This is a genomic window from Paracidovorax cattleyae (assembly GCF_900104515.1).
GTDB lineage: Bacteria > Pseudomonadota > Gammaproteobacteria > Burkholderiales > Burkholderiaceae_C > Paracidovorax > Paracidovorax cattleyae.
In genome coordinates this window covers 31,529-52,110 of the sequence record NZ_FNJL01000035.1, presented here as the reverse complement: position 1 = coordinate 52,110, position 20,582 = coordinate 31,529, and the positions used below count along the sequence as shown (strand labels likewise).

19 protein-coding genes and 1 pseudogene are annotated in these 20,582 nt (G+C 70.3%); 16 read left to right on the top strand and 4 right to left on the bottom strand.

Translation table 11 applies throughout. From position 1 onward, the window contains the following. Nucleotides 1–268 (top strand): integrase core domain-containing protein (locus BLR05_RS22045; RefSeq protein WP_143015956.1); only part of this gene is annotated, 268 nt, incomplete at its 5' end. Between the two features lie 30 nt (nucleotides 269–298). Continuing rightward, nucleotides 299–514, top strand: coding sequence for a DUF3363 domain-containing protein (locus BLR05_RS22040; RefSeq protein ID WP_092838980.1), 216 nt, complete (start codon nucleotides 299–301; stop codon nucleotides 512–514). Nucleotides 515–766: 252 nt separating this feature from the next. Here BLR05_RS22040 and BLR05_RS22035 read toward each other — a convergent pair whose 3' ends face one another. Next, nucleotides 767–1,729 (bottom strand): LysR family transcriptional regulator, encoded by a 963-nt coding sequence (locus BLR05_RS22035; RefSeq protein WP_092838977.1) that lies wholly within the window; start codon nucleotides 1,727–1,729, stop codon nucleotides 767–769. Nucleotides 1,730–1,835: 106 nt separating this feature from the next. Between BLR05_RS22035 and hpaH the strand changes: the two genes are divergently transcribed. The 10 genes and pseudogenes from hpaH to BLR05_RS21980 all read left to right on the top strand — a co-directional run bounded on the left by hpaH (nucleotide 1,836) and on the right by BLR05_RS21980 (nucleotide 12,068). Next, nucleotides 1,836–2,642, top strand: a complete 807-nt coding sequence (gene hpaH / locus BLR05_RS22030; RefSeq protein WP_092838974.1) for a 2-oxo-hept-4-ene-1,7-dioate hydratase — start codon at nucleotides 1,836–1,838, stop codon at nucleotides 2,640–2,642. Continuing rightward, the gene (gene hpaI, locus BLR05_RS22025; RefSeq protein WP_092838971.1) at nucleotides 2,642–3,460 is read left to right on the top strand and encodes a 4-hydroxy-2-oxoheptanedioate aldolase; all 819 of its coding nucleotides are present in this window, start codon (nucleotides 2,642–2,644) and stop codon (nucleotides 3,458–3,460) included. The genes hpaH and hpaI overlap by 1 nt, the downstream gene beginning before the upstream one ends. Before the next feature lie 54 nt (nucleotides 3,461–3,514). Next, nucleotides 3,515–4,519: a tripartite tricarboxylate transporter substrate-binding protein gene (locus BLR05_RS22020; protein WP_092838968.1), complete on the top strand. Its 1,005-nt coding sequence runs from the start codon at nucleotides 3,515–3,517 to the stop codon at nucleotides 4,517–4,519. Nucleotides 4,520–4,559: 40 nt separating this feature from the next. Further along, a complete protein-coding gene (locus BLR05_RS22015; RefSeq protein ID WP_225978910.1) occupies nucleotides 4,560–6,041 on the top strand; it encodes an aldehyde dehydrogenase family protein in 1,482 nt (493 codons plus the stop codon). A 15-nt stretch (nucleotides 6,042–6,056) separates the two neighbouring features. Continuing rightward, nucleotides 6,057–6,920 (top strand): DODA-type extradiol aromatic ring-opening family dioxygenase, encoded by an 864-nt coding sequence (locus BLR05_RS22010; RefSeq protein ID WP_092838965.1) that lies wholly within the window; start codon nucleotides 6,057–6,059, stop codon nucleotides 6,918–6,920. Nucleotides 6,921–7,024: 104 nt separating this feature from the next. After that, nucleotides 7,025–8,185: a porin gene (locus BLR05_RS22005; RefSeq protein WP_092838962.1), complete on the top strand. Its 1,161-nt coding sequence runs from the start codon at nucleotides 7,025–7,027 to the stop codon at nucleotides 8,183–8,185. Nucleotides 8,186–8,218: 33 nt separating this feature from the next. Beyond that, nucleotides 8,219–9,103 (top strand): NAD(P)H-binding protein, encoded by an 885-nt coding sequence (locus BLR05_RS22000; RefSeq protein ID WP_092838960.1) that lies wholly within the window; start codon nucleotides 8,219–8,221, stop codon nucleotides 9,101–9,103. Next, nucleotides 9,081–10,088, top strand: a pseudogene (locus tag BLR05_RS21995) (Bug family tripartite tricarboxylate transporter substrate binding protein). The gene BLR05_RS22000 and the pseudogene BLR05_RS21995 overlap by 23 nt, the downstream one beginning before the upstream one ends. 52 nt (nucleotides 10,089–10,140) lie before the next feature. After that, nucleotides 10,141–11,091 (top strand): fumarylacetoacetate hydrolase family protein, encoded by a 951-nt coding sequence (locus BLR05_RS21985; RefSeq protein WP_092838951.1) that lies wholly within the window; start codon nucleotides 10,141–10,143, stop codon nucleotides 11,089–11,091. After that, nucleotides 11,088–12,068: a 2-dehydropantoate 2-reductase gene (locus BLR05_RS21980; RefSeq protein WP_092838948.1), complete on the top strand. Its 981-nt coding sequence runs from the start codon at nucleotides 11,088–11,090 to the stop codon at nucleotides 12,066–12,068. Before BLR05_RS21985 ends, BLR05_RS21980 begins: the two co-directional genes overlap by 4 nt. Nucleotides 12,069–12,086: 18 nt before the next feature. On the opposite strand, the gene ydiJ is transcribed toward BLR05_RS21980, so the two are convergent. Continuing rightward, a complete protein-coding gene (gene ydiJ / locus BLR05_RS21975) occupies nucleotides 12,087–15,173 on the bottom strand; it encodes a D-2-hydroxyglutarate dehydrogenase YdiJ (protein WP_244160150.1) in 3,087 nt (1,028 codons plus the stop codon). A 113-nt stretch (nucleotides 15,174–15,286) separates the two neighbouring features. Here ydiJ and BLR05_RS21970 point away from each other — a divergent pair, with 113 nt between their 5' ends. Continuing rightward, nucleotides 15,287–16,195, top strand: a complete 909-nt coding sequence (locus BLR05_RS21970; RefSeq protein ID WP_092838945.1) for a LysR substrate-binding domain-containing protein — start codon at nucleotides 15,287–15,289, stop codon at nucleotides 16,193–16,195. A 15-nt stretch (nucleotides 16,196–16,210) separates the two neighbouring features. Here BLR05_RS21970 and BLR05_RS21965 read toward each other — a convergent pair whose 3' ends face one another. Both BLR05_RS21965 and BLR05_RS21960 read right to left on the bottom strand, forming a co-directional pair. Continuing rightward, a complete protein-coding gene (locus BLR05_RS21965) occupies nucleotides 16,211–17,287 on the bottom strand; it encodes a zinc-binding dehydrogenase (protein ID WP_092838942.1) in 1,077 nt (358 codons plus the stop codon). Then, nucleotides 17,284–18,261, bottom strand: a complete 978-nt coding sequence (locus BLR05_RS21960) for a tripartite tricarboxylate transporter substrate-binding protein (protein ID WP_092838939.1) — start codon at nucleotides 18,259–18,261, stop codon at nucleotides 17,284–17,286. The genes BLR05_RS21965 and BLR05_RS21960 overlap by 4 nt, the downstream gene beginning before the upstream one ends. 125 nt (nucleotides 18,262–18,386) lie before the next feature. Here BLR05_RS21960 and BLR05_RS21955 point away from each other — a divergent pair, with 125 nt between their 5' ends. The 3 genes from BLR05_RS21955 to BLR05_RS21945 are packed head-to-tail and all read left to right on the top strand — an operon-like array spanning nucleotide 18,387 to nucleotide 20,521. After that, nucleotides 18,387–19,004 (top strand): VOC family protein, encoded by a 618-nt coding sequence (locus BLR05_RS21955; protein ID WP_092838936.1) that lies wholly within the window; start codon nucleotides 18,387–18,389, stop codon nucleotides 19,002–19,004. Continuing rightward, on the top strand, nucleotides 19,001–19,594 hold the full coding sequence (locus BLR05_RS21950; RefSeq protein WP_092838933.1) for an amino acid synthesis family protein: 594 nt from the start codon (nucleotides 19,001–19,003) through the stop codon (nucleotides 19,592–19,594). Before BLR05_RS21955 ends, BLR05_RS21950 begins: the two co-directional genes overlap by 4 nt. A gap of 51 nt (nucleotides 19,595–19,645) precedes the next feature. Then, complete coding sequence (locus BLR05_RS21945) at nucleotides 19,646–20,521, top strand: fumarylacetoacetate hydrolase family protein (RefSeq protein ID WP_092838930.1); 876 nt, start codon at nucleotides 19,646–19,648, stop codon at nucleotides 20,519–20,521. Nucleotides 20,522–20,582: the final 61 nt, after the last annotated feature.

The window sequence follows — 20,582 nt, the reverse complement described above, 5'->3', positions numbered from 1 at the left end:
CCGGGGCGTTCGGCACTTGCTCAACGACGCAGGCTGCCCGACGCAGAACGCCTACATTGAGAGCTTCAACGGCAAGTTCAGGGATGAGTGCCTCAATGAGCAGTGGTTCGAGTCACTGCCACAGGCCAGGCAGGAGATTGCCCGATGGCGGCGGGACTACAACGAAGTACGCCCGCACAGCTCACTGGGGCGCATACCGCCGGCCAGTTTCGCCGCACAGCATCGCCAGCGCACTGGCGATGCTGTGCAACAACCGGAGATCAAGTAATCTCCAAACCCTTGGACTCGCTAACTCAACATTGGCACGGCTGAAGGGGGCAGGTCAGCTGGCGTGTATCGACAGTCTGTCAGGCTTGTCAGCGGTCGGTATGTGATGTTAGACGAGGGCAAAAGCTTCAGTCTTGTGCCGTGGAGGTCCGTTGTTGAGCCGAAGCTTGGACAGCGGTTGACGGCTCTAGTTCGTGGAGCATCCGCGGATTGGAATATAGGACGGCAGCAAGCGCTGTCCATCTGATTGATTTGACCCGGCCTAGGGTTGCCAGGGGCTCTGTCGATCGAAAAGAACACCTTTACGCCCGATTCGATGGTCAACCGGGCATGGTCGGTCAGCTCCTTGCCTCCTCGGTCAGCGACTGCAACAGTCAGGCTTTTGTTCGCCTCGTTAGGCCGGCATCATCACAAAGTCATGGCGCCAGCACTACAACGAGGTCAGGCTGCACAGTGGCGTGCAATGCTTCATCTGGACGGAATTCGAACAGCAACTTCATTAAGGTCTGCCACCCGCAGTATTGTTCGGAGCGGCCGCGGGTGGCTTTAAGCCTGCTTCGGCCCAGTCCGGCAGCCAGGCAGCTAGGTGTTCGGCGAAGCCTTGGGCGGCCGGGGAGCGGCTTCGGTGGATCGGTTGGTATAGACAGACCTTGCGCACCGCTTCTGGCTCGATGACGCGGCGCATGAGCAGGCCGAGCGGAAATGCTGTTACGCAAACATAGGCAGGCGCTAGCGTAGCGGCTAGCCCCTGAGCGGCGATACCGAGCGCGGTCGACACGTTCTCGACCACGTCCACTGGGATCACCCGCTCGCCCTCGGGCGTGCTCAGCTGCATGCGGGCCACGCTCCGCTCGTGGTCATGGCCGGCGGCCACCAGCGCGACGTCGTGCAGGTCAGGCCAACGCACGACCGGCTTGCTTGCCAGCGGGTGCCAAGCTGCGCACCACAGCACCCAGAGGCTGTCGAACACCTCACGGCGGTCTACGTCGGGTCCGACCGGCCGGTCGGGTCCGACGGCGATGTCTACGTCGCCGGCCGCGACCGCGCCGACCAGCGCATCGACGGCGATGTCGCGCACCCGCACGACGACCTTGGGATGGCTCTCCTGGTACTGTCGGATCGCGGCCGGCAGTGCTGAGCTGGCTAGCACCAGCGGCGCGCCCACGCGCACCACGCCCACGGCCCGGTTGCGCACGTCGGCCGCTGCGCTCTCGGCGTCGCGTACATGGCGCAGGATGGACTCGGCCGGCCCGAGGAAGTCGCGCCCGGCGTTGGACAAGCTGACCCGCCGCGTCGTGCGGTCGAGCAGCCGGAAGCCCACCACCGACTCCAGCTCGGCCACGAGCTGGCTCACAGCCTGCGCGCTCAGGCCGAGCCGCTCGGCCGCGCCGCCGAAGCTCTGCAGGTTCGACACGGCCGCGAAGGCATCCAGCTGGCGAAGGGTGAAGCGGGTTAAAGCCATGCCGTGATTTTCAACCAAAAATTGGCAATGGTCATGAATTCATTGCTTGTCGATGGCAATGCATCTCCAGACACTACGCGCCACCCCATAACTCGGAGACACCTCGATGTTGGACAGCGAAGTTCATCTCGCCCTGGCGCGGGAGCTGCACCAGGCTGAGAAGTCGCGCACGCAGATAGAGCAGTTCTCGCGCCGCTACCCCGGCATGACCATCGCCGACAGCTATGCCATCCAGCGTGCTTGGATGGCGATCAAGCGGGAACAGGAGGGCCGCCAGGTCGTGGGCCACAAGATCGGCCTCACCTCGCGCGCCATGCAGCAGGCGTCCAACATCACCGAGCCGGACTACGGCGAACTGCTCGACGACATGGTGCTGGAGACCAGCAGCGAGGTGGAAGCAGCGCGCTTCATCGTGCCGCGCATCGAGGTGGAATTCGCCTTCATCCTGGGCCGGCCGCTCAAGGGCCCGCGCGTGTCGCTGGTCGACGTGCTGCGCGCCACCGACTACGTGGTGCCGGCGCTGGAGCTGATCGACGCGCGCATCGAGCAGGTCGACCGCGCCACCAAGGCCCCGCGCTCGGTGCGCGACACCATTGCCGACAACGCGGCCAATGCTGCCATCGTGCTCGGCGGCCGCCCGATGAAGCCCGACGCGGTCGACTGGCGCTGGGCCGGCGCGCTGCTGTTCAAGAACGGCGTCATCGAGGAGTCCGGCCTGGGCGCCGCGGTGCTCAACCATCCCGGCACCGGCGTGGCCTGGCTGGCTAACAAGCTGGCGGCCTTCGACCAGCACCTGGAGGCCGGCGAGATCGTGCTCGGCGGCTCCTTCACCCGTCCGGTCGCCTGCACGCCGGGCGACACCCTGCATGCGGACTACGGCCCGCTCGGCTCCATCTCGCTGAGGTTCGTCTGATGGCTGCGCCGCACAACGCCTTCAAGCAGGCCCTGCGCCGCGCCGAGCCGCAGATCGGGCTCTGGCTGGGCCTGGCCGATCCCTACACGGCCGAGCTGTGCGCCACCGCCGGCTTCGACTGGCTGCTGGTCGACGGTGAGCACGGCCCGAACGACCTGCGGTCCATGCTCGGCGCGCTGCAGGCCATCGCGGCCTACGACACGCAGCCGGTGGTCCGCCTGCCGCAGGGCGATGCCGCGCTGATCAAGCAGGTGCTGGAGATCGGCGCCACCACGCTGCTCATCCCGATGGTCGAAAACGCCGAACAGGCGCGGGCGCTGGTGCAGGCCGTGCGCTATCCGCCGCAGGGCATCCGCGGCGTGGGCAGCGGGCTGGCGCGCTCCTCGCGCTGGGGCGCCGACCGCGACTATCTGCGGACGGCCAACGACCGCACCTGCCTGCTGGTGCAGGTCGAGACCGCCGCTGCCGTCGCCCAGGTCGAGGCCATCGCCGCGATCGACGGCATCGACGGCGTGTTCATCGGCCCGGCCGACCTGTCGGCGTCGATGGGCTACCTGGGCCAGCCTGCGCACCCGGAGGTGCGCGCTGCGATCGACAAGGCCATCGGACAGATCCTGGCCGCCGGCAAGGCGCCGGGCATCCTCTGCGTGGACGAGGCGCTGGCGCGGCACTACATCGCGCTCGGTGCCCGCTTCGTGGCCGTCGGCGTCGATGCCACGCTGCTGGCCCAGGCCGCCAGCGGCCTGGCCGGGCGCTTCCGCAGCAGCGGCAGCGCCGCCGCCACTACCGACGCCCGGCCGGCCGCGACGGGCTATTGACACCGGCCCAGGTGCGCGAAGCACCTCCGATACGACAACAAGCAGGAGACAACGATGACCCCCTTCCTTTCGCGCCGGCAGCTGCTGCGGTGGTCGGCCGCCACCGGCGCCGCCGCTGCGCTGCCGCAGCAGGGCCATGCCCAGGCCCCGGCGCTGCCCGACACGCTGCGGCTGATCTGCGGCTTTCCCGCGGGCGGCGGCGCCGATGCGATCACGCGCTGGGTCGGCGACAAGGTCGCCAGCGTGCTGGCCCGTGCCGCCATCGTGGACAACCGGCCCGGTGCGGGCGGCCGCCTAGCGGTGGACGCGCTGCGCTCTGCGGCACCGGACGGCCACACCATCCTGCTCACGCCGTCGTCCGTGGTGACGATGTATCCCTACGTGTATGCCAAGCTGGGCTACGACCCGGTGCGCGACCTGGTGCCGGTGTCGCAGGTCTGCGACTTCGTCCATGCACTGGCCGTCGGGCCGGCCGTGCCGGCCTCGGTCAGGACGCTGCAGGACTTCGCCGCCTGGTGCTCGGCCAACCGCACGCTGGCCAACTGCGGAAACACCGGCGACGGCTCGATGCCGCACTTCCTGACGATCATGCTGTCGCGCGAGCTCAAGACCCGGATCGAGCCCGTGCCCTACAAGGGCACCGCGCCGGCGCTCAACGACCTGCTCGGCGGACAGCTCACCTCGCTGATCGCGCCCGAAGGGTCGTTCACCCCCTACATGTCCGACGGCCGGCTGCGCCTGCTCGGTACCTCGGGTGACAAGCGGTCGCACTTCTTCCCGGCCGTGCCCACGTTCGCCGATCAGGGCGCGCCGAGCGTCGTCGTGGGCGAGTGGTTCGGCATGTTCATGCCGGCCAAGACCCCGCCGGCCGTGGTCGCCCGCGCCTCCGGCGCCATCGCCGCGGCCGTGCGGCAGAAGGACATGACCGACAAGTTCGCCAAGTTCGGCATGGTCAACGTGGGCTCCTCGGCCGAGGAACTGGCCCGCCGCCTGCAGGCCGACCTCGGCTTCTGGGCCCCGGTCGTCAAGGGCAGCGGCTTCACCCCGCTGAGCAGCTAGCCCGCATCGCAACACAGGACAGCAAGGAAAGAAGCAAGCCATGACCATCGCAACCTCCCCGCTCGACGTCGCGGGCATCCCGGTGTCGCCCGACCACTACATCGGCGGCGCACGGGTGCCGTCGTCCCGCCGTTTCGCGCTCGCCAGTCCCATCGACCAGCGCGAGATCGGCCAGATCGCCGAAGGCCTCGACGAGCACGTGGACGCGGCCATCGAGGCGGCGCAGGCCGCCTTTCCGGCCTGGAGCGCGCTGACCGCGGCCGAGCGCAAGCCCTACCTCGACCGGTTCGCCGACGAGATCGGCAAGCGCGCCGACGCGTTCTGCGTGCTCGAGAGCAACGACGCCGGCGTGCTGCTCTCGCGCATGCGCCACGGCGTGGTGCCGCGGGCCAGGCTCAATATCTCCTGGTTCGCCCAGCATGCGCTCGAACTCCAGGACCGCCCGATCGACACCGAGCAGGCCCACCACATCGTGCGCCACGACCCGGCCGGCGTGGTCGCCATCATCACGCCGTGGAACGCGCCGCTGATGCTGTCGACTTGGAAGCTCGGGCCGGCGCTCGCAGCCGGCAACACCTGCATCCTGAAGCCGCCGGAATGGGCGCCGCTGACCTGCTCGCTGCTGGCCGACGCGGCCCATGCGGCCGGCTTGCCGCCCGGGGTCTTCAACGTGGTGCAGGGCACCGGCGCCACCACCGGCGCTCGCTTGGTCAGCGATCCGCGGATCGCCCGCGTGTCGTTCACCGGCAGCGTGGGCACGGCCAAGTGGATCGCCCAGGCCGCAGGCGCCAACCTGGTGCCCTGCAGCCTGGAGCTGGGCGGCAAGAGTCCATTCATCGTGCTGGAGGACGCCGACCTCGACAACGCCGCAGCGACCGCCGCGCTGATGTACCGCAACGCCGGCCAGGTCTGCCTGGCCGGGACCCGGCTGCTGGTGCATGCGAAGGTGGCCGACGAGTTCGTGTCCATCCTGCGCGGCTACGTCGAGAAGCTGGCGATCGGCGATCCGCGCGACGAGGCGACCGAGATCGGCCCGATCATCCATCCGCGCCAAGTCGAGCGGGTCGAGGGCTATGTGCAGCGCGCCGTCGCCGCGGGCGCGACGCTGCTGTGGGGTGGCGAGCGCCATGCGTTCGGTGCCCAGTACTACCAGCCGACGCTGGTCACCGGCCTGAAGCAGGACGACGAGATCGTGCAGAACGAGGTGTTCGGCCCGGTGCTCACGCTGCAGACCTTCGCCACGGACGAGGAAGCCATCGCGCTGGCCAACGGCACCGACTACGGGCTCGGCGGCGTGTGCTACGGCGGGCAGGACCATGCGACCGAGGTCGCCCAGCAGGTGCGCACCGGCTTCATCTGGGTCAACAGCTTCGGTATCCGCGACCTGGCCGCTCCGTTCGGCGGCATCAAGCGCAGCGGCATCGGCCGCGAGGGCGGCGACTGGAGCTTCGAGTTCTTCTGCGACGTCAAGGATGTGGTCGTTCCGAAGAAACCCTTCCGCGCCAGTTTTAGCCATCGTTGACCACAGGAGAACAGTATGGGACAGATCGTCGGTGCCGCCATCGTTTCGCACCATCCCGGATTGATGCAGTGCGAGGAGTTCCGCAAGGCCATGGGCGCGGGCGAGGACTCCGACCTCATCGCAGGCTATGCGCGGCTGCGCCAGCGCATCGAGGCCGCCAGGCCCGACGTGGTGCTCATCTTCGACAGCCACTGGTTCACCACCGGCTACCACCTGGTGGACGGCGGCAAGCGCTATGAGGGAACCTACATCTCCGACGAGATGCCCTGGTACCTCCACGGCGTGCCGTATGCCTACCGCGGCCATCCCGAGTTCGCGCTGTCCATCGAGGCGGTGTCGCGCGAGCGCGGCGGCTTCAACCGCGCGGTACAGCATCCCGACTTGGGCCGGCACTACGCCACGGTGAACCTGGTCAAGCACCTGCGGCTGGAGCTCTCCGACACGCCGGTGGTCACCGCCAGTTCGTGCCAGAACTGCGACTGGCGCCACTTCGTCGCCTCCGGCGAGGCCATCGGCGAGGCCATCCGCCGCAGCGACCTGCGCGTGGTGCTGCTGGGTTCCGGCGCGCTGAGCCACAAGTTCAACGGTATCGACTGGAAGCCCAACCATCCGCGGATCTTCCACGAGAGCAATGTCTCATCGCCGGAGAACATCGCGAGCGACAAGCAGGCCATCGCGCTGATGGAGGAAGGCCGGCACGACCTGATTCTGGAGCGCTGGGACGAGGACTACCGCCGCAAGCCTTGGGAAGCCTTCGGCGCGCACTACCTGCAGATGGTCGGCGCGATGGGCGGAGCCGCCTGCCGTTCCAGGGGCGTGGCCCTGTCGGCCTACGAGAACGCACGCGGCACCGGAAACATCCACGTCTGGTTCGACTGAGAGCGACCGCCGGCCGGCCGGTGCCGAGGGGGCACCGGCAGCGGGCGGCAACACCCCACGACCCCGATCACCTACACCAATACCAACGAAGAGGAGACAACCGCATGACCATCCGCATGCCGCTCGCATCCACCCTGGGCGCCGCCCTGCTGGCCGCCGGCCTCGCACCGGCCGCGCGGGCCCAGTCCTCGGTGGCCATCTACGGCCTCATCGACGAAGGCGTCCGCTATGCGACGCACATGACCGCCACCGGCGCATCGCAGTCGTCGCTCGGCTCCGGCGCGCTCAACGGCAACCGGCTCGGCCTGCGCGGCACCGAGGACCTGGGCGCGGGCCTCAAGGCCAATTTCGTGCTGGAGCACGGCATGGCCGTCGACACCGGCGGCATCGAGCAGCAGGGCCAGTTCTGGGGCCGCCAGGTCTGGGTGGGGCTCAGCGGCAACTGGGGGGCGGTCAGCGCCGGCCGTCAGTACGGCGTGATGCACCGCGCCGTCGGCGTCTTCGATCCGCTCGGCCAGGGCAACTTCCCGCTCGAAAATGCGCCCCAGGTGCTGATCGAGGGCGTGCGCTTCGACAACAGCGTGCTCTACGTCGGCAAGTGGGGTGGCACCGAGGTCGGCCTGCTCTACGCGGCCGGCGAGCAGGCCGGCGGCGCCACGCTGGGCCGTACCGCGGGCGTGTTCGTCTCCGGCCTGGCCGGCGACGCGGCCTACGGCGCGGGGCTGCAGACCAGCCGCGATGCCAACCGCAAGGACCTCGACGTCTTCGCCTTCGGCGGCACCTATGCGGTGCAGGACCTCAAGTTCCACCTCGGCTACGTGGACGGCCGCCGCGACGCCGGCTTTGCCGCCGGTGCGAACAACTCCGGCGCGCCGCTGGCCAACACCAGCCTGGCACCCGCCTTCAACAACCTCGCCGTGGCCGGCGTCGCGGGCGCGGTCAACGCCAGCCGCCGTGACCGCATGCTGATCACCGGCGTGAGCTGGCGTGCGACGCAGGCGGTCAACTTCATCGTGGGCGCCTACCACGACCGCATCTCCGGCACCACGGAGGGCGCCGCCGGCCGCAAGGTATCGGCCAGCCGCAGCACGGCCTACGGCGTGGCCCAGTATTTCCTGTCCAAGCGCACCGATCTCTATGCCGAAGTCGACTACAACAAGTTCAGGGACCGCAGTGCCGCCAACGGCATCGCCGGCACGGGCTTGTCGTTCAACGGTTTCAACTCCCGCACCGGCGCAATGGTCGGCGTGCGCCATGTCTGGTAGCCGCCGCGCAACGGCGGGCGCGAGGGCCGCGGCATGACCACGTTCGCAGTGACGGGCGCGGGCGGCCAGCTCGGGCAGGCGGTGCTCCGCCGGCTGCTCCAGTACCGTGCCGCGGGAGACCGGGTCGTCGCCTGCTCGCGCGAGCCCGGCCGGCGCGGCCTGCTGCAGGCCGATGAGGTGCGGCGGGCCGACTTCCACGATCCCTCCAGCCTGGCCGAGGCCTTCGCCGGTGTCGATCGGCTGCTACTGGTCTCGATCGAGGGCGACGACGACCAGCGCGTGCGCGCGCACGCCGCGGCCGCCGAGGCCGCCCAGCGGGCCGGCGTGCGCCGCATCGTCTACACCAGCTTCATCGACGTGGACTCGGCATCGCCGTCGGTGGTAGCCCGCGTCCACCGCGAGAGCGAGGCCGCAATCCGCGCCACCGGATGCGAATGCGCGCTGCTGCGCGACGGCCCCTACCTCGAGAACATGGCGCTGCGCGTGGCCACGGCGGCGCGCGAGGGAGGGGTGTTCCACCTGCCGGGCGGCGACGCCCGGCTGCCCTACATCGGCCGCGAGGACCTCGCCGATGCGGCCGTGGCGGCGCTGCAGGCCGACGTGCTCGGCCAGTCGGTCTGGCGGTTGACCGGGCCGCGGCAGGTGTCCTTCGGCGAGCTCTGCGACGCCGTGGGCCGCGTCGTCGGCCTGCCGGTGCGCTACGCGCCGATGGACGAGGAAAGCTATGCCCGCGAACTGGAGCAGCAGCAGGTGCCGCCCGAGCTGCGCGAGCGGCGCCTGGCCTATGCGCGCGCCATGCGCGAGGGCTTCATGACGGCGCAGAGCGACGACTTCCGCCGCCTGACCGGACGCGAACCCGACAGCCTCGAGGCGCTGTTGCCGACCCTCGACCTCGATGCAGGCCAGCGCCTGCACTGACGCCATGCCCATCGCATACATCGACCGCAGGGCCTGGCTGGCCCGGGCCGCCGCGGCCATCGGCGCCGGTGCCGCTGCCATGAGCGCCCGGGCGCAATCCGCCACGCTGCACTGGATCGTGCCCTTTCCGCCGGGCGGCGGCAGCGACCTGTCCACCCGCATCGTCGCGCGCCACGTGGCGGACACGCTCGGCCGGCCCATCGTGGTCGACAACAAGCCCGGTGCGGCCACGATGGTGGCCGCGCTGGAACTGGCACGCAGCAAGCCCGACGGCAACACGGCCATGACCGCCGGCATGAGCACGCTGGCGCTCAACCCCGGCCTCTATCCGCGCATCGGCTATGCGGCCGACAAGGACTTCGCCCATGTCAGCCTGCTGGCGCGGCTGCCGGTGGTGTTGGTCGTCCACCCCGCCCATCCGGCGCGGACGCTGGACGAACTGCTCGCCTGGCTGCGGGCCGAGGCTGGCCGCGCGCGCTATGCGTCGACCGGTGCCGGCACGCCGCAGCACGTGGCGATGGCCCTGTGGCTGGAGCAGAACGGCCTGCAGGCGGTGCACATCCCGTACAAGAGCATGCCCAATGCCCTGCAGGAGCTGGCCGGTGCGCAGTTCGACCTGATGTTCGGCGACGTGGCGTCGTCGGCCGCGCTGGTCAAGGCCGGCCGCCTGAAGGCCATTGCCGTGCCGAGCCAAGCGCGTGCCGCGGTGCTGCCGCAGGTTCCCACGTTCTCCGAGGCCGGCCGCCCGTTCGAGGCGGCCGCATGGTAGGGCGTGGTCGCGCCGCGCGGCATGCCGCCGGCCGAGGTCGAGCGGCTCGGCGCTGCGATCCGGCTGGTGCTGGCCGATCCGGCCGTCGTGCAGCAGCTCGCATCCCACGGCATGGAGGCCTGGGGCTCGACGCCGGAGCAGTTCGCCGCCTATGCCGCAGCCGAGCGCACGCGCTGGCTGCGCATCATCCGCGACAACCATATCACCGCCGAATGACGGCCTGCGGCCGCATCGGCATTCCACCCTTTCCCCCTGACGAGGTTGAACGATGAGCTTTGAATTTCCCCTGCGAGAGTTGCCGGCCGTGTTTCGCGGCCCGCGTGTGGAGCGCCGCCGCGTGCTGCTCGGCGGCAGCGCCTTCTGGGGCACCATCGTCGAGGACGGCGACAACGCCGGCAAGCTGCGGCTCGACGACGGCCGCCTCGTCGCGGCCGAGGGCCCGCACTACCTGCCGCCGGTCGATCCGACCAAGATCATCGCGGTGCACATCAGCTACACCTCGCGCAGCTTCGAGACGCGCAACAAGCCGCGGCCGACCGAGACGCCGACCTACTTCACCAAGCCGACCACTTCGCTCAACGGCCACGGCGGCCAGATCCTCAAGCCCGCCGACTGCCGCTACCTGAACTACGAGGGCGAATACGCCGTCGTCATCTCGCGCACCTGCCGCAACGTCACACCGGACGAGGCCTGGGACTACATCGAGGGCTTCTGCCCCGCGCTGGACATGGGCCTGCAGGACTTCCGCGACACCGACCAGGGCAGCATGCTGCGCGTCAAGGGCGCCGACACGCTGCTGCCCATCGGCCCGGGCATCGTGCGCGGGGTGAACCTCTTCGAGCAGACGCTGCGCACCTTCGTCAACGGCCGCGTGGTGCAGGAAGCGCAGATCGGCGAGGAGACGATCTGGGGCCCGCACTACGTGATTGCCGACATCGCGCGGCACATCACCCTGCTGCCGGGCGACGTGATCCTCATGGGCACGCCCTGCCATTCGCGCAGCATCGACGCCGGCCACACGGTCGAATGCGAGATCACGAACATGGGTCGCATCGGCGGCACCGTGGTCGGCATCGACGCGCCGCGTGCCGCGGCCCTGGGCGTGGGGCACATGCCCACCGACACGCCGGAGGTTCGGCGCGTGGCGCTCGGCTTCGACGAGCGGGTGCCCGAGGTCTTCAAGGACAACCTACGCCTGGCCAAGGAGGAGCGGCCATGACCCGCGTCTGCATCGTCGGCGCCGGCGCCATCGGCGGCTTCATCGGCACCCGGCTGGCTGCGGCCGGCGAGGCCCAGGTCGGCGCGCTGGCCCGGGGCGCCACGCTGGAGGCGCTGGCCGAGCACGGCTGGCGCATGGACACGGCGGCCGGCCGGCTGCAGGGGCCCATCGCCCAGGTCGGCTCCGACGCCCGGGCACTCGGGCCGCAGGACCTGGTCGTGATCGCGGTCAAGGCACCGGCGCTGACCCAGATCGCCGAGCAGATCGGTCCGCTGATCGGCCCCGAGACGGTGGTGCTGCCGGCGATGAACGGCGTGCCCTGGTGGTTCTGCGAAGGCCAGCCCGGCTTCGACGGATACCGGCTCGGCAGCGCGGATCCCTCGGGCCGCATCGGCGAGGCGATCCCGTTCGACCGGGTGCTGGGCTGCGTCGTGCATGCCAGCACCTCGACGCCGGAGCCCGGCCTGGTGCGCCATGCGATGGGCAACGGCCTCATCGTCGGCGAGCCGCGCGGCGGCGGCAGCGCGCGCACCGAGCGCGTCGTCGGCCTGCTGCAGCGCGCTGGCTTCGACGCGGTGGCCAGCAACGATGTGCGCCGGGACATCTGGTACAAGCTCTGGGGCAACATGACCATGAACCCGGTCAGCGCCATCACCGGCGCGACCATCGACCGGGTGCTCGGCGATCCGCTGGTGCGCGGCTTCTGCTCAGCCGCCATGACCGAGGCAGCCGAGATCGGACGCCGCATCGGCTGCCCGATCGACCAGGGCGTGGAAGACCGGCATGCGATCACCGAGAAGCTCGGTGCCTTCAAGACCTCGATGCTGCAGGACGTCGAGGCGGGACGGCCGCTGGAGCTCGACACCATCGTCGGCGCGGCCTTCGAGATCGGCCAGAAGCTCGGCCTGCCCACGCCCCACATCGCGGCCCTGTTCGGCCTGGCGCGGCTCTTCGGCCGCGGGCGCGGCCTGTACTGATGCGGCCGCGCGCGGCGCTCAGGGCTGCTGCGCCCTGAGCTGCAGCAGCAGCGCACCCACCGGATGGCGCAGGTTCAGCGCCGACAGCCGCTGCACCTGGCTGCGGCACGAATAGCCGGTGGCCAGCACGCCGACCCCATCGGCTGCGGCCGGCAGCCGGCGCTGCCAGGACTGCGCATAGATGCGCTGCGATGTCTCCAGGTGGCGCCGCTCGTGGCCGTAGGTGCCTGACATGCCGCAGCAGCCGGTGGCTTCCACCCGCAGCCGCAGGCCGCGGCGGCGGAAGACCTCGGTCCACTGGCTGCCGCTGTCCGGCGCGTTGGTCGCCTCGGTGCAGTGGGGCATCAGCGTGTACTGCGCGCCCTCGGCCGCAGCCGTGGTCTGCGGCAGCACCTGCAGCAGCCATTCCTGCGGCAGGGCGACCGAGGGCACCGGGCCGATGCCATCCACCTTGCGGTACTCCTGCCGGTAGGTCAGCGTAACGGCCGGATCGAGCCCGACCAGCGGCATGCCCGAGGACGCCAGTTCCGCGAGCCCGCGCGCATTGCGGATCGCCGCCTGGGCGAAGGCTTCGAGGAAGCCCTGCACCTGCAGCGCCTTGCCGTTGGGCTGCAGCGGCGCGAGCCACACGCGGTGGCCCAGGCGCGCGGCCAGCTCGACGAAGTCGGCCAGCGGCTCGGGGTCGAAGAAGCGGGTGAAGGTGTCCTGCACGATGACCACGCTGCGCGCGCGCTCCTGCGCGGAGAGCGCCTGCAGCGCCTGCACGGTGGCCGGCTGCACGTTCCAGCGCGCCAGCACCGGTGCCAGGTCGAACCGGCTCAGCAGCGGGCTGTCGACCATGCCGGCGTAGCGTTCGAGCAGGCGCCGCACCCAGCCCGCACCCATCAGGCCGTTGTAGAGGCCGGGCGCGCGGGCCATCCAGGGCACCGTGTGCTCCAGCGAGCCGATCAGATAGTCGCGCAGCGGCCGCAGGTAGCGCTGGTGGTAGAGCGCGAGGAAACGCGCGCGGAATTCCGGCACGTTGACCTTGATCGGGCACTGGCCCGCGCAGGACTTGCAGGCCAGGCAGCCGCTCATCGCGTCGTAGACATCGTGGGAGAAGTCCGGCTCCCCGCGCCGCGCGGCCCGGCTGTTGCGCCAGCGCGCGGCCAGACCGCGCAGGAAGGGCGGCCGCGCGGCCGAGGCGGCCAGCACGTCCACGCCGGCCGCGCCCTGCAGCCGCAGCCATTCGCGCATCAGCGAGGCGCGGCCCTTGGGCGAATGCACCCGCTCGCGCGTGGCCTTCCACGACGGGCACATGGCGTCGTCGGGGTCGAAGTTGTAGCAGGCGCCGTTGCCGTTGCAGTGCATGGCCGCGCCATAGCTCTGCCAGACCCGCTCGTCGATCTGGCGGTCCTGCTCGCCGCGGGTCGGCACGCCGTCCACCTTGAGCAGCAGCGTGCGGGACGCGGGCGGGGTGGCGATCTTGCCGGGGTTGAGCTGGTTGTGCGGGTCGAACGCAGCCTTGATCTGCTGCAGCGACGGATACAGCTCGCCGAAGAAGGCCGGCGTGTACTCGGACCGCACGCCCTTGCCGTGCTCGCCCCACAGCAGGCCGCCGTAGCGCTGGGTGAGCGCGGCCACGCCGTCGGAGATCGGACGCACCAGGGCCGCCTGGCGCGGATCCTTCATGTCCAGCGCGGGGCGCACGTGCAGCACGCCGGCATCGACGTGGCCGAACATGCCGTACTGCAGGCCGTGGCCGTCGAGCAGGGCGCGGAACTCGGCAATGAAGTCGGCCAGGTTCTCCGGCGGCACGGCCGTGTCCTCCACGAAGGGCTGCGGCCGGGCCTCGCCCTGCACGTTGCCAAGCAGGCCCACGGCGCGCTTGCGCATCGCATAGACCCGCTTGACCGCGTCGTGGCCCACGGCGAGCGTGTGGCCCAGCCGCTGCACGCCGGTGTCGGTGCGCAGGTGGGCGACAAAGGCCTCCACCGCGCGGTCCACCGCGGCGGCATCGTCGCCGCTGAACTCGATCAGGTTGATGCCCAGCGTCGGCTGGGCCGCATCGGCCGGGAAGTATTCGGCCACGCTGTTCCAGACGAAATCCTGCATGGCCAGCAGCAGCACCTTGGAGTCGACCGTCTCGATCGACAGTGGCTGCAGCGCGATTAGCGCACGCGCATCGCGCAGCGCATCCATGAAGGCCGCGTAGCGCACGTTGACCAGCACCGAGTACTTCGGTATCGGCAGCACGTTGAGCCGGGCCTCGACCAGGAAGCCGAGCGAGCCTTCCGCGCCGCAGAGCACGCTGTTGAGGTTGAAGCGTCCGTCGGGCTCGCGCAGGTGGGCCAGGTCGTAGCCGGTCAGGCAGCGGTTGAGCTTGGGAAATTTCGCCTCGATGAGCGCAGCCTTCTCGTCGGCGATGCGGCGGGCCGTGCGGTAGACGGTGCCGCTGCGGCCGGGCGCCGCGCAGGCGCGCTCCAGGGCGTCGGCATCGAGCGGGCGGCTGTGCAGCGCCTCGCCGCCCTGCAGCACGAAGTCGAGCGCCAGCACGTGGTCGCGCGTCTTGCCGTAGGTGCAGCTGCCCTGGCCGCTGGCATCGGTGTTGACCATGCCGCCGATGGTCGCGCGGTTAGATGTGGAGAGTTCCGGCGCGAAGAACAGGCCGTGCGGCTTCAGCGCGGCGTTGAGCTGGTCCTTGACCACGCCGGCCTGCACGCGCACCCAGCGTTCCTCGGCGTTGATCTCGAGGATGCGGTTCATGTGGCGCGACAGGTCCACCACGATGCCGGTGGTCAGCGACTGGCCGTTGGTGCCGGTGCCGCCGCCGCGCGCGGTCACCGCGATGCCGCGGTGCGCCGGTTCGGCCAGTAGGCGTGCGAGGGTCTGCACGTCCTGCGCATGGGCCGGGTAGACGGCCGCCTGGGGCAGGCGCTGGTAGATGGAGTTGTCGGTCGCCAGCACGGTGCGACTGGCGTAGTCGGTGCCGATCTCGCCCTCGAAGCCGGCGCTGCGCAGTGCGGCGAGGAAGGCGGCGTAGTCGCTGTCGGTGGGCGCGGCGGGCTGCGGCAGCCGTTCGATCGTGGTCGTCGTCATCGTGGTGGTGGAGTTGGCGTTGTGCATGGCGCGAACCGAAATCAGGTAGAAAACACATGGGTTTGCAGCAGACTCCAGTGTGGGCCGGTCAAATATGCGCGACAAACGGATAATCGGATCGTTATTGCTGCATAAAACTCATGCATTACCGCCGACTCACGCCGTCCATGTCGCTGCTGCTGGTGTTCGAGGCGGCAGCGCGCCACGAGAGCTACACCCGCGCTGCCGACGAACTGGCCCTGAGCCAGAGCGCGGTCAGCCGCCAGATCCAGACGCTGGAGTCGCAGCTCGGCATCCGCCTGTTCCGCCGCGAGGGCCGCTCGGTCAAGCTCACCGAGGTCGGCCGCCGCTATGCGGCCGAACTCGGCGCGGCGCTCGGCCGCATCCGCGCAGCCACGCTGCAGGCGCTGTCGTACCAGGGCGAGGGCGGCGCGCTGCGGCTGGCCACGCTGCCTACGTTCGGCTCGGCCTGGCTGCTGCCGCGGCTGCACGACTTCTACCGGGCGCATCCCGGCGTGAACGTGGACCTGCATTCGCGCATCGGCGCCATCGACTTCGACACCGAGGAACTGGACGCGGCGATCACCGTGGGCGCGGGCGACTGGCCCGGGCTGCAGGCGCACCGGCTGCACGCCGAGTTCCTGGTGGCCATCGCCAGCCCCGGTGCGCTGGCCGGTCTGGCCGCTGCCGCGGACCCGGCCTGGATACCGACGCAGACCCTGCTGACCGTGGCCAGCCATCCGAACGGCTGGGCGCAGTGGTTCTCGCACTACGGCCTGGACCATCGGCACATGCGGATCGGCCCGCGCTTCGAGCTCACCTCGCACCTGATCCAGGCGGTGCGCGCCGGCATCGGCGTGGGCCTGGTGCCGCGCGCGCTGGTCGAGGACGAGGTCGCCCGGGCCCAGGTGGCCGAGGTGGGCGCAGCGGTGGCCAGCCAGCGCTCCTACTACCTCATTTATCCCGACCGCAACGAGACGCTGCCGGCGCTGGCCGCCTTCCGTAGCTGGCTGCTGGCGCTGCGCTATCCGGAGGGCGAAGGCGCCTGAGCCGGGCCGCCGGGCTCAGAGCCACGGGTCCAGCATGATCTTGCCGATGGCCGCCCGCTCCTCCATGAGCCGGTGGGCCTCGGCCGCCTCGCTCAGCGGCAGCCGTGCATGCACGCGCGGCCGGATGCGGACCCGGGCCATCCAGTCGATCGCCGGCGCCAGCAGCGCGCGGCGGCCCGGCTGGTCGTGGTCGAAGGTGTGCATGTTGAAGCAGCGGATCCCCGGCGCCTGGCCGATGTGGCTGCGCAGCGCCTGGAACACGTCCTCCTGCGGCGGGCCGGCCAGTAGGTTGTAGGAAACCAGCGTGCCGAACGGCGCCAGGGCGCCCACCAGTCCGGCCAGGCCGGCGCCGCCCAGGTGGTCGAGCACCAGGTCGACGCCGCGGCCGTCGGTCAGCGCGCGGATGCGGGCGGCCGCGTCGCCGTCGGGCTCGATGGCCGCCGCGGCGCCTTCCTGTAGCGCCGCCTCGCGCTTGGCCGCGCTGGATGCGCCCGCAATGGCGCGGATGCCGAGTTCGCGCGCCAGCTGCAGCACGGCCGTGCCCACGCCGCCGGCCGCGCCGTTGAGGTAGAGCGTCTGCACCCGCTCGCGCACCGCCGCGCGGTGCAGCAGCGCCCAGGCCACTTGGTAGTTGGGCAGCGCCGGCGCCAGCGACAGGTCCAGGCCGTGGGGCAAAAGGATCGCCGCATGCGCCGGGATGGCGACGTACTGCGCATAGCAGCCTCCGCGCACGCTGAGCTCGCGCGAACTCACCAGCACCGGCTGGCCGAGGTGGATGTTGGCCACGCCGGCGCCCAGCGCCTCGACGGTGCCGCTCATCTCGTTGCCCGGCGTGCAGGGCAGCGGCGGCATCCACTTGTAGGTGCCGCGCCGGACCATGCAGTCGGGCCGGCCCACGCCGATGGTGTGGGCCTGCACCAGCACCTCGCCCGGGCCGGGCTGCGGCAGGGCGACGGACTGCAGCCGCAGCACCTCGGGCCCGCCTGGGGCCTCCATGCGGACGGCGGCCATCGTTGCAGCGGCGGCGCCCGCCGGACCACCCGCCGTGCTGCGCACCGCGGGCTCGCCTGCCGAAAGTCGGGCGGCGCTCATGGGATCAGCTGGATGTGGCGGTCGCGCACCACAGCCTTCCACTTGGCCACGTCGCCGGCCATGCGCTCGCGCATCTGCGCGGCGGTGCTGGCCTGCGGCTCCAGGCCCAGCGCCTCGATGCGGCTGCGCACCTCGGGCGTGGCCACCAGCGCCTGGATGTCGTTCGACAGCTTTTGCACGATAGAGGCAGGAGTACGGCTTGGGGCCACCAGCCCCATCCAGGTCGTGACTTCATACCCCGGAAGGCTTTCGGCGACCGTCGGCACGTTGGGCATGCTGGGCGAGCGCTCGCGCGAGGTGACGGCCAGTGCGCGCAGGCGGCCGTTGCGGATCAGCGCGCCCTCGCTGGTGGTGCCCACGCTGATGTCGACGCGGCCCGAGATCAGGTCCGGCACTGAGGCCGCCGTGCCCTTGTACGGCGTGTGCAGCAGCTCGGCCTTGGCCATGCCGGCCAGCAGCTCGGCCGCCAGGTGCTGCGTGGTGCCGGGCCCGGGCGAGGCATAGCTGCGCCCGCCCGCACGGGCTGCGGCCAGGAATTCGTCGAGCGTCTTGTACGGCCCGGTGCCCGAGGTCATCACTACGAACGGGTAGACCGAGATGGTGGAAAGCGGGGCGAAGTCGTCGGGAAAGCGGTAGGGCAGGCGGGCATCGGTCGCGGCCGTGACCGCGTCGCCGCCGACCAGGGCGGCCAGCGTGTAGCCGTCGGGTTCGGCCTTGGCCAGTGCGTCGCTCGACAGTCGCCCGCCGGCGCCGGGGCGGTTTTCGACCGTCACCGCCACACCGTACTTGCGCTGCAGGGCGTCGGCGATCGCGCGGGCCGCGCCGTCGGCGCCGCCGCCCGCCGAGAAGCCGACCAGGATGCGGATCGGCTTGGACGGAAAAGCCGGCTGCGCCGCGGCCGGCAGTGCGGCTGTACCTACGGCAAGTGCCGCTGCGGCACCGATGCAGGCGCGCCGGGTGAGGGAAGAAATCATGTCGTCTCCAGTTCGGTTGTGGCCGAATCGTAAGACGAAATAAAAATCATCGAATCTTGTAGTTTACCACTAACAAAAATTTCATTATCGAAACTAGACTGGCGTCCGGACCACTCGAGACCGACATGAGCTCTTCTGCGCCAACCCTCCTTCCCCAGCTTTCGCACATGGGCATCTACACCGACCAACAGGACGAGATGCAGGCCTTCTACGAGCGCGTGATCGGCCTAGCCGTCTCCGACCAGGGCGTCGCGCAGAAATTCAAGCGCCGCATCGTCTTCATGACGGCCAGCCCGCTGCAGCACCACCAGTTCGTACTGGTGCAGCGCCAGCCCGAGGACCCGCCGCGCGGGCCGCTGTTCCAGGTGTCGTTCAAGGTGCAGAGCCTGGCGGCGCTGCGGGTCGTCCATGCCCGCGCGCTGGAGCACGGCGCGCGCAACTTCCGGCCGCTCAACCACGGCAACTCCTGGTCGCTGTACTTCAACGATCCCGAGGACAACGTCGTCGAGGTCTACCTCGAGACGCCTTGGTACCTGCCCCAGCCCTTCGCCGACGACCTTGATCTGTCGCTGGACGACGCCGAGATCGAGCGGCTGACCGAGGCGCGCGTCCTTGCCTGCCCGGGCGCCTGCACCGCCGAGGCCTGGAGCCAGCGGATGGGGCAGCGGCTCGAGCCTTCCACTCCCACTTCCACCACCTCCACCCCCGCCGCACCCGGCGCAGCCAGAGCGACCGCACCATGACATCCTCCCCCCGCGACCGCATCCGCAAGTACTACGGAACGGTCGAAACCATCTTCCACGACGGCGGTGCCGACGCGAGCCAGCCGCTGCAGGTCGGCGTCTGCGCAGCGGTCGTCAGCAACCCCTTCGCGGGCCGGCCCGGCGCCGACCTGGTCGAGTTCATGGACAGCCTCAAGCCCCTGGGGCTGGACCTGGGCCGACGCATCCTGTCGCTGCTACAGGTGCCGGCCTCGGCCATCGAGGCCTTTGGCAAGGGCTCGATGGTGGGTGCCGCCGGCGAGGTGGAACATGCCGCCACCTGGCATGCGCCGGGCGGCGCAGCCGTCAAGGAGGTGCTGGGCGCCCGCGGCTTCGTGAGCGCTGGCAAGACCGTCGGCACCGTCGGCACGCGCCTGCAGATCCCGCTGGTACACATCAACTCGCCCTGGGTGCGCAGCCACTTCAACACGACCGAGATCGGCATCTGGGACGCGCCGCGGCCCGACGAGCTGGTCTTCGCCCTCGCGATGGCGACCGGCGGCCGCACCGATGCACGGCTCGGCGGCGTCACCGTCGCCGATGTCGAGGCCGGCCGGGCGCCGAAGGTCTGACCGAGCCTTTCCCCCTTCTTTCCCGATTCCATTCCCCGGAGAACATTCCCCATGAAATTCGTGAACTTCCGCCACGGCGGCGCGGTGCATTACGGCGCCGTGGACAACGGCCGCATCGTCGACCTGACGGATGCGCTGGGCGACCGCTACCCCGACCTCATCGCCTTCATCCAGGGCGGCGACGAGGCGCTGGTACTGGCCCGCCGGCAGGTGGACGCGGCCGGCGGTGCCGGTCTGGACTACGAGCAGGCCGAGCTGCTGTCGGTCGTGACCGATCCGGGCAAGATCGTCTGCGTGGGGCTCAACTACCACGACCATGTGGCCGAGGCCAGCGCCGCGCTGGGCGGGCGCGAGGTGCCGCAGCAGCCGATGATCTTTGCGCGCTGGAAGGAGTCGCTGGTGCCGCACCGCGGCGCGATCCAGCGCCCCCGGGTGTCGCACCACCTGGACTGGGAGGCCGAACTGCTGGTCGTGATCGGCAAGACCACCGGCCGCTACGTGACCGAGGCCAATGCGCTTGATCACGTGTTCGGCTACTCCTGCTTCAACGACGGCAGCATCCGCGACTACCAGTTCCATACCCGCCAGATCGGCCCGGGCAAGAACTTCGAGGCCACCGGCGGCAACGGCCCCTGGCTGGTCACCGCCGACGAGATTCCCGACCCGCAGAACCTGCAGGTGCAGATGCGGCTCAACGGCCAGGTCATGCAGGATGCGAACACTTCCAACATGGTGTTCACTGTGGCCCAGATCATCGCCTACGTGAGCCAGTGGATCCCGCTGCAGCCGGGCGACCTGATCGCTTCCGGCACGATGGGCGGCGTGGGCTTCAGCCGCAAGCCGCCGATCTTCATGCAGCCGACCGACAGGGCCGAGATCATGATTGAGGGCATCGGCACGCTCGTCAATACGGTGCGCGACGAATAACCGCGCGCCGAGCGCGTAGAGTCCGGGCGTCGCGTCCCGGGCTTTCCCCCGGGGCGCCTGC